Here is a 9,500-nt window from a genome sequence, read left to right as displayed (position 1 = left end):
TCATTAACTTTTTACACAATAAAACGGAATTTAAGACCATTTTGAGTAAAACTCTTGAATCACATCAAGGTTGGAAACTTTCTGAAAAATCTGATAATTATTTAATAATAGAAACTAAAGAGAATGCTGAAACTTTAGGAAATTCAAGAAATACACTAATTTCTCCAAATATGGGAAACCGAATTTATGTTGGTTTCGAAGATAAGAAGTTCTTTGTAAAAAGTTTGTTTAATTTATCGAATGAACATTTTCTAGTATTGAATAATGGTGAAAGTAAACGAAATGAGAAATTAGTAATAGATTTGATAAAGTCTACTGCCAACACTATATAAACTTAATTGCTGGCTTTTTGCTGACTTGCGAAAGTCCTCTAGGACTTCCTTGGTCGGTAATTATTTACTAAATTGGTTGCCTAAAACATGCAACAAACCATATACAAACTCGTTAAAAGTAAGCCCTAAATATGAATTTAGTCAAATACAATCTTTCAAATTACATACCAGAGCTCATTGACTTTATCGGAGAAGAAAAATTCCCATGGGACGATGTTGAGAAAAAGTATGATCGGAAAATTGACCAAAGAGTTTCTGAGACAAATGGAGATTCAATTGTAATCGAAGCCTCAATCTTTGACCAAATTATATCTATAAAAAAAGGTGATTCTGATTACATTGGAATGATGGACTTTTATAACAAATTATTCTATCAATTAAAATTACTATTAAATCAAGAAGAGAGGAAGTTAATCTTTAATACAATTAAGAATTTACTCATTGCATTCGACTCAAAATATCTAAATTATTTAGGTGAGCTTTCAGTAATCTATCAATTAAAAAAAACTAATAATTTTATTTTGCTAGAAGTTGAAAAAGTTTTGCCAAATGGTAAATCGATTGACTTTGATATGATGATTCAAGATTCGAAAATGAGAGTGTTGATTGAGGTTATGAACATTCAAATAAACCCTAAAAAGGTTGAAAATGATGCAAATAGTATTAGAACCTTCATCAACGGCAGATTAGAAGAAAAAATGACTGATAAAAAAAAGAATTTAATTGACGACTGGAATATTCATTTGGTTCCTATAATTTGGGGAGGACATGAACAACTTGAAATTTACAATGAATACTTCAAAACAAATTCGACTGATTTACCACTATGTTATGTACCATTAGCGTTTTTAACTTATTTTGATCAAAATGGTAATTATTTTCCAAAATTTGGTTCCATAAGTACATTATTTGACTCATAAAATGGCCTACTGCCAACAAAGTATATGAGTCATTGGGCAATAAGTAATTAAATTAAGATTTGTGCTTTTAATAAATATAGAGATAAACCGAAAGTGAAGTGCTTCGAATTCCCGCACTGCACATAGCCAAAACCTTATATGCAAGCTGAAAAATAAACATTATGCAACCATGAAACTAACTGAAAATCAAATAGAAGAAATTGCAGATAATCTAGATTCAGGAATGAGGTGTTTTTATCATCACAAGGCTGGCAAGATTATAACTATTCTCAATTTTGAGAGTTGGGATGGTGCTGATGAAGAATCTTGGGAGGAGGAATCAAAGGAAATTGATAAAAACTGGGATGATTATTTTGAATTTGTTGGACTTGATTCACATGAATCATTTCGGATAATGGCTGACTTTTCAGAGAACATTGATAATATTAAATTACAGGAAAAATTAATTGATGCCCTAAACAAACCAAAACCATTTAGAAACTTTAAATGGCAGATTGATAATTCAGAAAAGTATAGACAGCTGTGGTTCGATTTTAAAAAATTACGCTGTATCCATTGGGTAAAAAAGCAAATTGATTTAAATAAGGACGATTTCAATGAATAATGCAGATTTAGAAAAAGAAGTAAAAAGACTGGTACATTTAAATTCTTATGAAAAAGGACTTGTTTGCACTGTAGATATTCTGTTACAACTTGATTACTTGGCAAAAAAGGACTGTGAAACTGGAGGTTTGGACGAATTGAATATTTAGAGAAAGCATGTAACATAAACTTAAGTAAGCTGACTTTAATTAATAAGTTGATTAGAAAATACTCAATGGATTTAAATTTAGAAAGTTCGTGGACAGGATATAACTGATTTGGTAAAGGGATTAAGCGTGAATTGAGATTTAGCAAATCAGGAAAAAAGAGTATTGAGGACCGCTACGCAACCCATTACGTTGACAAAAAAAGAATTGATGAATTGAAAAAAAACCAGCATGTAACAATGTATAAATTTCAATGTGGTTTTAGACCAGTTTGCAACCCAATTCCCAATGATAGAAGAAATTTGAATAAGACTTTGTAATAAACCTATGCCATTTTGCAGCTTTGATTTTGCTTCATTTGAAGCGTTTATGATTGTTCAATATATATCGGTATTGTAGTCTCGCTTTCTTCAATTCTGTCTTCACAAACAACACCCTTAGGACTCACTAATGCGTCAAGGAACATGTCCTAAGTAAAATAAAAGGGTGCCCCCAGCCCATAAATGACTTACACTCTTTAGATTAATTAACTATGTTTCTATAGTTGAAAAAAAAGCCCATCTGAGCATACATAGCATATCTAATTTATTATTAATTCGAGCTTGTTGTGGAAATTAGTTGTTTAAAACATGCAACAAACCCTACACCAAACATTGTGTAACCTTTACAGAAAACCAGAATAACTTATGACTAAAAATATTCTTCCAAAATTTCTTACGGCTTATTGATTGTTGTATTCATAGTTTTTTTCAGTCCTTTAATCCTTAATCTGATTAAAAGCGAAATAACTCTGAATATGGTTTTGCTAGGTTTATTTTTAATAATAATCTTTGGACTTCTAACTCATATGCTTTTCAAAACGGAGTATACAATTGAAGAAAATAAACTTAAAATTAAGTTTTGATTCTTTACCTACAAACCGATTGAAATTAATGACATAACAAACTCAAATACTATTATTTTTTCTCCAACAGCTTCGTTTGAGCGAATTGAAATTAAATATGAAAAATTTAAAGAGATGATAATTTCGCCAAAAAACAAATTGGAGTTTGCAAAGTATTTGACAAATTTAAACCCAAAAATAACAGGACAGAAACCTAAAAAAAAGTTACACAACAAACACCCTACAAAATATAGTACTGCTTTTAGCTAATTTACAAATCCCAAAGCATCTAGACTCACGGACTTCATATCTGTGATTTATTGACTAACTTTAATATTTAAACCACCAAACTATCCTTTTAAAACAAAGGCATGAAACATTCAGAAAATGAAAATTTTAAACCTTAATGCATCTAAAAGCGAAGTAGGCTTTTTACTTAACCGTAATATTTAAAGATTTAGCTCAATCTAGATGCGATTATTTTATACTAAAAGTTGACTATTTTAGCTTTTTTAAAATCCAAAAAACTATCATGACTAAAACAGAAAGTAAAGAAGCAAACTTCCCCATAGATCGAGGTTTCACAATGCGTGGAATTGAAATTACACGATTAGAGACGTTTATGGATGCCGCCTTTGCTTTTGCAATTACCATGTTGGTTATTTCTGTGGGAACAATACCAGAAAATTATCCCGAATTAATTATTTCATTAAAGGAAATCCCAGCATGTTTATGTAGTTTTTTTATCATCATGATTTTTTGGTTCAGCCATCGGACATGGAGCAGAAGATATGGTTTGGAAGATAAGTACACCATCGTTTTAAGTATTGGTCTAATATTTATTTTACTCGTATTCATGTATCCACTTCGGTTAATTTTCTCCGCTCTTTTTACGGGGTTAAGCAATGGATGGTTAACCTCAACATTTGAAGTTACAAGCACTAGAGAGCTAATTGGATTATATGCTATTTACGGTGCTGGACTTTTTGCAATGGCAGGAATACTGTTTCTTTTATACTTGCGTGCATTTTCGCAAAGAAATCTGCTCAAATTGAATCAATTTGAAATTGATAAAACAAAATCTAAATTCATATTATTGGGAATAGTCTCTTTTACTGGCTTTGTTGCTGCAATTTTAGCGTTAATTTTATCTGAGACCTTGGCCTCATGGTCTGCATTAACGTATCTCGCCATTCCAGTCTCTGCCATTTTTATAAATAGATTTTATAAAAAGAGGCTAATTTTTCCTTTTGTGATGTGAGGTTCAAAGACATTTGATATCCTTTCCTGAGATATTTCGTACATTAAAAATATCTAAAAAACACCGTGATTCATCATGAGTTAGATCTAAGACTTTTTTGATAGTAAAATGGCTTTCTTCCCTTGTCATTTTAACTTTAAAAAGATATGAAATTCATATGTACCAAGTAGAAAAAGCTATTTATGTTGTTATCTGCTTTTGTTTTTAATACGCCTTTTGTAAGAAAACTATTTCAGTCTTTTGGAATTTGTAAAATTTAACATCTCTTAGTTTTTAAAGTTAAATGCCAAAATAGTAGAGTGTTTGGCCTATGAATTTTATATTTATGGAATGATAAAAAATCACTTTTAAAATAAAATTAGATGCTCTGTATACTCAATAAAAGCCTCGATTCATATTTCAACCAAGCTACGGAAGAATATTTTCTAAAGAATTTTGATGAAAATGTTTTTATGCTTTGGCAAAACGACAATACCATTGTAGTAGGAAAGCACCAGAACACTTTAGCAGAAATAAATATAGAGTATGTAAAAGGGAATGGTGTGAGTGTAGTACGCAGGCTTACAGGTGGCGGCGCGGTATATCATGACTTGGGTAACCTCAATTATACCTTTATAATGGGTTATGGTGAGGAAGGCGCTAAAGTAGATTTTAAAAAATACAATCAGCCTATTATAGATGTGCTGTCCCAACTTGGTGTGGAAGCTATCTTTTCTGGTCGGAATGATATCTTAATCGATGGTCAGAAGTTTTCGGGAAATGCAGAGCATATTTACCACCAGAAACAAAGGGTTTTACATCATGGTACTTTATTATACGCCTCGAAAATTCAAGATATATCGGATGCGCTGAACGTAAATCCTTTAAAGTTTGAGGGTAAAGCACGCAAGTCGGTAAAAAGTAGAGTTACCAATATTTCCAATCATTTAAAAGAGGACATCGGCGTTGAAAAGTTTGGCGAACGTGTATTGAAGCATATCACACATTTGTATCCCGATGCAATTCCTTATGAAATCAACGCTTTTGATAAAGCGGCTATTCAAAAACTAGCAGACGAAAAGTACAGCCAGTGGAATTGGAATTATGGCTATTCTCCCAATTACGGTTTAAAGAATGGCATAAAAACTCCAGGAGGTTTTGTTGAGGTTCACTTTAATGTAGAAAAAGGAATAATTACCGATTTAGAAATTTTTGGAGATTTCTTTGTTAATAAAGATCTGCAACCACTAATTAAGGGTTTGATAGGAAGAGAACATCAGAAAGAGAAACTCCTAGTTGTTTTGCAGGATTTGAAAAGTTCTGACTATTTTAATGCTATTTCTGAAGAAGAATTGGTGCAGGCTTTTTTCTAATAATACAACCTAAAGTCGAGTAACTTACAGAGATTATAATGCTTTTGAAACATCGACTCCACGACTTCCGCAAGATCATCATTTTCCTGAAACATACTAAAAAAAACTCTGTCTATAGTAATTGTACTTGAGATTTTGCTAGTGGTAGATCCATAACCCGAGATAGCTCGTGCGCCAGTAACATCTAAAAAATACTGTGACTCCTCATCAGTGAGATCCAATACTTTTTGGTTAGCAAAATGTATGACTTTCCCTGTCATCTTCCCTTCAAAAAGTTCTGCAATCTCTTCAATGCTATAATAATAGTCATTCAACAGAATGTTGTTCGCCTCCCCCGGTATAACGAGGTAAATAATTTCGTAATCTTTAAAGTTATGATCTTCATACAGCAAATAACTCAAGCTCTCCTCCAATCCCTCTATGGTATCACAAGCTTTGTAAATACTCGTAATATCTTGTACTAAAGCAATATCCTCTAAGATTTTTATAACTTCAGTAGTATTGGCAGTCTCTATATCTGGAACGGCTTCAAGACAGTAAATAAATTTTTCAATTTCCATAACAGTATATTTTCAATTCATTTAGAGGAAACGAAACTGTTCATTCTGGCTGTGTTTAACAAGTAACTTATTAAAACATTAAGACTATGGTATTCAATTTTCTGAAATAGGTTAAAAATCAACTACCGAAAAACTATAGTTCTAGTCTCTGAGTCAGAATAAGCAAACTATCCAAGAGGATTTGGTTAAATCCCATTAATGCTTTTGTAGCGCTAAAATTTTCTTCAAGGCGACTAAAATCTGTTTTTACATTATTAAATTTATAATGCCGTATAAATAAATTGAATTATTTTACGACGTAGTTCAGTACAAGTTTTTTGATTTTTTGAAGTTAAAATAATTTGCATAGCCTTAGTTACGGCAATTATTTTTGATAAAAAACAGGCGAAAAAAGGCTGTTCCGAATTCGTTTTGGTAAAACGATTTATTGTGACATTATAGGTTTAATTTGGCAGAAGTACTCCAAGCCTAAACTTATACATAGAAAGTAATACAGAGTTCTCAATACGATTTCAATAGAGTTCTGTCAAATCTCTCAAAATCACTCATTGACTTGCTCGACATTTAAAATAACCGTCAGTCTAAGATATGTTTCGATGCCTTTTTACAACCTGTTGAACATCATTATTTTGTTAACTTTCAAAATCTAATTGTCTGAGAATGTGGGCTGGTTCATACTAATGCAATGTATCCCACCACCACCTAAATTGACGGCAAGGGCATCAATCATTACTATTTTTCGATTGGGAAAAACAGATTGCAATAGTTGTGCAGCCCTTTTATCTTTTACTTTCAAGTCATTTTGCATTCCTTCTCTCCAACAAGTTTGCCCAATTACCACCTTGTCTGTAATTATAAAGTTGAGATAACTAAACGCAGCCATAACCTTTACTGTATCGCCATTTGGAAAAGCACTCCCCTCTTTATAATCGAGTGTTTTGATATAATCATAAACATAATCACCGGGTTTCATTGTCGAAAAAATAGGGCCCGGAAGCGGCATACGAATAATAGTAAATGGGTTATTATCTTGATCAGTCGCTGCGGATAATAGTTGGTAATTTTCCTCCATCCGTTTGTGATTTTCAAAAGCAATTGGATCGTCAAATTCTGTGCTATCTATTTGTGCCAAAAGGATTGTAGACTCATTTACAAAACGAGCAAATTCATCAATATGACCATTTGTAGTAACTACTGTGTAGGCTTTTGTTCCGTCTAAAGTTTCAATAGGCCCAAGGAAAGTGTGGTTGTCTTCCACTAAACCTTGTTTCAGCCAGATGGTTTTTTTAATTCCTAAAAGTCGCTCATATTCAGCTTCCATCTCCTTTTTGGTCATGGTTGGGTTTCTACCCATTTCAACTGATTCTGTGGTCATCAATATCCCTTTTCCATTTACTTCTCTATTTCCACCTTCACTGATCATTGAACTCGAAATCACAGGCAAATTATAGTGTTCAGCTACTCTTACATCATACATTTCTTCTGTTTTAGTCCCGATGTCTAAAGTATCTGAGTACCCCCAAGAATTAAAATTGAAGTCTGCAATGGCTAAGGTATTTTTATTTGTTTCTACGAATGTTGGCCCCATGTCTCTTGTCCAAATTTCTAAAGATGGGATTTCTAGAAATATGATTCTTGGCTGATTCCCAAAGTGGTTTTCCACTGTTTGTTTTGCTTGCTTAAGAAGTTCTTTATCCTTGCACGTTACCACTATGTTTATATCATCGATTAAAGCTTCAATAATAGAAAGAGTGACCTTTTCAACCGATTCTCCTTCTTTATGATTCGTAGAGGGCCATATCAACCAAATCGCTTCTTGGGCTTCAAACTCTGCCGGTTGGTTTACAACAATTAAATTGTCCGTTGTCTTTGGAGAAGAGCATGAAATGAAAAAAAAGGCAATTATAAAGCTGGTTAAAATTGATTTCATACTGTGTATTTTAATGTTCGTTAAGTCAGATGGTTTACAAAGTTAGGGGAGATAGTTTACACTAAATTTTGACTTAGTCCAATTGATACTTGTTTTTCTCTTATTTTCATTTAAAAACCTAAAATACGTTTCTTTAACATACTCTCCATATTTCATTTCTTTGATCTTCAGCACCGACGTATCTTTCCTTAAAATTAGCAGTTAAATATACCCAATAATATGTTTTCCAACGCATGGCTTCATTTTGGCTTACTATCATAGTTCATGGGTAATCCTATTTTGGTGTTTGTAGCCTGACCTATATCGTTCTTCAATTTCTTGGTCAGGCACAAAATGCCCACCGTTCTCCACTCTTATTCTTACTCGCTTTTTTACTGTATCGATAGAATCTAAACATAAGAAAGCAAGTTCTAATCGGTAATCTTATTGTTTAAAAATTGTCGGCCACTAAAGTGGTGTGGAATTAAAATTAGTTTCGCAACAGAAGTTCTCCTTTTGTGCTATTGCAGTTTTAATACTTGTCTGTAAATTTTCAAATGACAAATTATGAACCATTCGCCCACTTAATTCATTGCTAATTGTGAGTTATAAAAATAAAGGAATACCAAGTCGTCATCCTACGGAAATGAATTGTTTGGAAATAAAGCCTTTGAGAATAATGATTTTCCAGGACCGTAACAGCCGGCAACTATTAATAATATGGATTTAGACATTAAACTGAAGTCCAGGAACAGGTTTTTCAGTTAATTGCCCTTTGGTCCGTTTTTCCTCATATAGATGAATTTTTTTACAAACTTTAGGCATTTCCTGTGCAAGACTCTTTTAAGCTCTGATAAATAAATCAGTATATCTTGTTTAAGACCCATAAATATAAATGTAGGAAATTTCGAGTATTCAACTATTTATAACACCTGTAAGTGTAGTTGTTGATAAGGTGATGCTAACAAATGTAAAGAAATATCCTTCACCTTAGCCTGCTTGCCATTACCTTGTTGTGTCTAGTGAGTAAGGGAATTAAAAACATTGAATTTCCGATTAAGCACTTAGTCAAAGCTTTTGCATTTTGTTTTATCTTTTAAACTCAATAAAATATAAATCTGCACAACCCCAAAATGGTTCACACTATTTTCAACTGACTTCTGTCTCAATAAAATATGAGTTGCAAATAATAGATTTTAAGTCTTAATGATTTCTTTCACCTTGATGGTTTTAAAAAAGTTCAATTCAAACCATTCTTTTTCTTTTTCATAATGCTAAATTAAATATAAGTGAAAAGAATACTCTTGTTTAATGGGGTCAAAACAGTTAACAACATTTTTTAAAATACAGCTCCACCATCTGGAAATCACCAAATCCTTAACATTTTAGTGTTACAGAAAAAGCTTTTTTAGGATAGCTTGTTGACATTAGCGATAGGTGTAATACCACTCTATTAATTAAAGTTTACTTGTATGGTCTCATATCAATACAATACAATCGTGTTTATATATATATATATATATACTCCAGCTGT

General features: G+C 32.2%; 9 protein-coding genes. 7 read left to right on the top strand and 2 right to left on the bottom strand.

Translation table 11 applies throughout. From position 1 onward, the window contains the following. From CXF67_RS18035 to CXF67_RS02580, 7 genes are all read left to right on the top strand, one after another. A partial coding sequence (locus CXF67_RS18035; RefSeq protein WP_219621011.1) for a hypothetical protein occupies positions 1-332 on the top strand: 332 nt, incomplete at its 5' end. 131 nt (positions 333-463) lie between these two features. Continuing rightward, positions 464-1,252, top strand: a complete 789-nt coding sequence (locus tag CXF67_RS02605) for a hypothetical protein (RefSeq protein WP_102087330.1) — start codon at positions 464-466, stop codon at positions 1,250-1,252. Positions 1,253-1,421: 169 nt separating this feature from the next. After that, positions 1,422-1,856: a UPF0158 family protein gene (locus CXF67_RS02600; RefSeq protein WP_102087329.1), complete on the top strand. Its 435-nt coding sequence runs from the start codon at positions 1,422-1,424 to the stop codon at positions 1,854-1,856. After that, the gene (locus CXF67_RS18030; RefSeq protein WP_180957870.1) at positions 1,849-2,004 is read left to right on the top strand and encodes a hypothetical protein; all 156 of its coding nucleotides are present in this window, start codon (positions 1,849-1,851) and stop codon (positions 2,002-2,004) included. The genes CXF67_RS02600 and CXF67_RS18030 overlap by 8 nt, the downstream gene beginning before the upstream one ends. Before the next feature lie 919 nt (positions 2,005-2,923). Continuing rightward, positions 2,924-3,154, top strand: a complete 231-nt coding sequence (locus CXF67_RS19140) for a PH domain-containing protein (protein WP_102087328.1) — start codon at positions 2,924-2,926, stop codon at positions 3,152-3,154. Positions 3,155-3,416: 262 nt separating this feature from the next. After that, on the top strand, positions 3,417-4,145 hold the full coding sequence (locus tag CXF67_RS02585) for a TMEM175 family protein (RefSeq protein WP_102087327.1): 729 nt from the start codon (positions 3,417-3,419) through the stop codon (positions 4,143-4,145). Between the two features lie 362 nt (positions 4,146-4,507). Then, positions 4,508-5,497 (top strand): lipoate--protein ligase, encoded by a 990-nt coding sequence (locus CXF67_RS02580; protein ID WP_102087326.1) that lies wholly within the window; start codon positions 4,508-4,510, stop codon positions 5,495-5,497. On the opposite strand, the gene CXF67_RS02575 is transcribed toward CXF67_RS02580, so the two are convergent. Then, the gene (locus CXF67_RS02575) at positions 5,494-6,057 is read right to left on the bottom strand and encodes a DUF6642 family protein (protein WP_102087325.1); all 564 of its coding nucleotides are present in this window, start codon (positions 6,055-6,057) and stop codon (positions 5,494-5,496) included. The two genes, CXF67_RS02580 and CXF67_RS02575, sit on opposite strands and share 4 nt — an antisense overlap. Positions 6,058-6,703: 646 nt before the next feature. Next, entirely contained in the window at positions 6,704-7,987 is a 1,284-nt protein-coding gene (locus CXF67_RS02570; protein ID WP_102087324.1) for an agmatine deiminase family protein, read from the bottom strand. Positions 7,988-9,500 lie beyond the last annotated feature (1,513 nt).

The sequence above is a fragment of the Psychroflexus sp. MES1-P1E genome, assembly GCF_002836055.1.
Classification (GTDB): Bacteria; Bacteroidota; Bacteroidia; order Flavobacteriales; family Flavobacteriaceae; genus Psychroflexus.
The sequence above is the reverse complement of the archived record's forward strand: the minus strand, read 5'-3'. Positions and strand labels throughout refer to the sequence as shown.

Excerpts from the sequence above, each read along its gene's own strand:
- CXF67_RS02605 (WP_102087330.1), top strand. The coding sequence starts at position 464 with ATGAATTTAGTCAAATACAATCTTTCAAATTACATACCAGAGCTCATT.
- CXF67_RS02600 (WP_102087329.1), top strand. The coding sequence starts at position 1,422 with ATGAAACTAACTGAAAATCAAATAGAAGAAATTGCAGATAATCTAGAT.
- CXF67_RS18030 (WP_180957870.1), top strand. The coding sequence starts at position 1,849 with ATGAATAATGCAGATTTAGAAAAAGAAGTAAAAAGACTGGTACATTTA.
- CXF67_RS02585 (WP_102087327.1), top strand. The coding sequence starts at position 3,417 with ATGACTAAAACAGAAAGTAAAGAAGCAAACTTCCCCATAGATCGAGGT.
- CXF67_RS02580 (WP_102087326.1), top strand. The coding sequence starts at position 4,508 with ATGCTCTGTATACTCAATAAAAGCCTCGATTCATATTTCAACCAAGCT.
- CXF67_RS02575 (WP_102087325.1), bottom strand. The coding sequence starts at position 6,057 with ATGGAAATTGAAAAATTTATTTACTGTCTTGAAGCCGTTCCAGATATA.
- CXF67_RS02570 (WP_102087324.1), bottom strand. The coding sequence starts at position 7,987 with ATGAAATCAATTTTAACCAGCTTTATAATTGCCTTTTTTTTCATTTCA.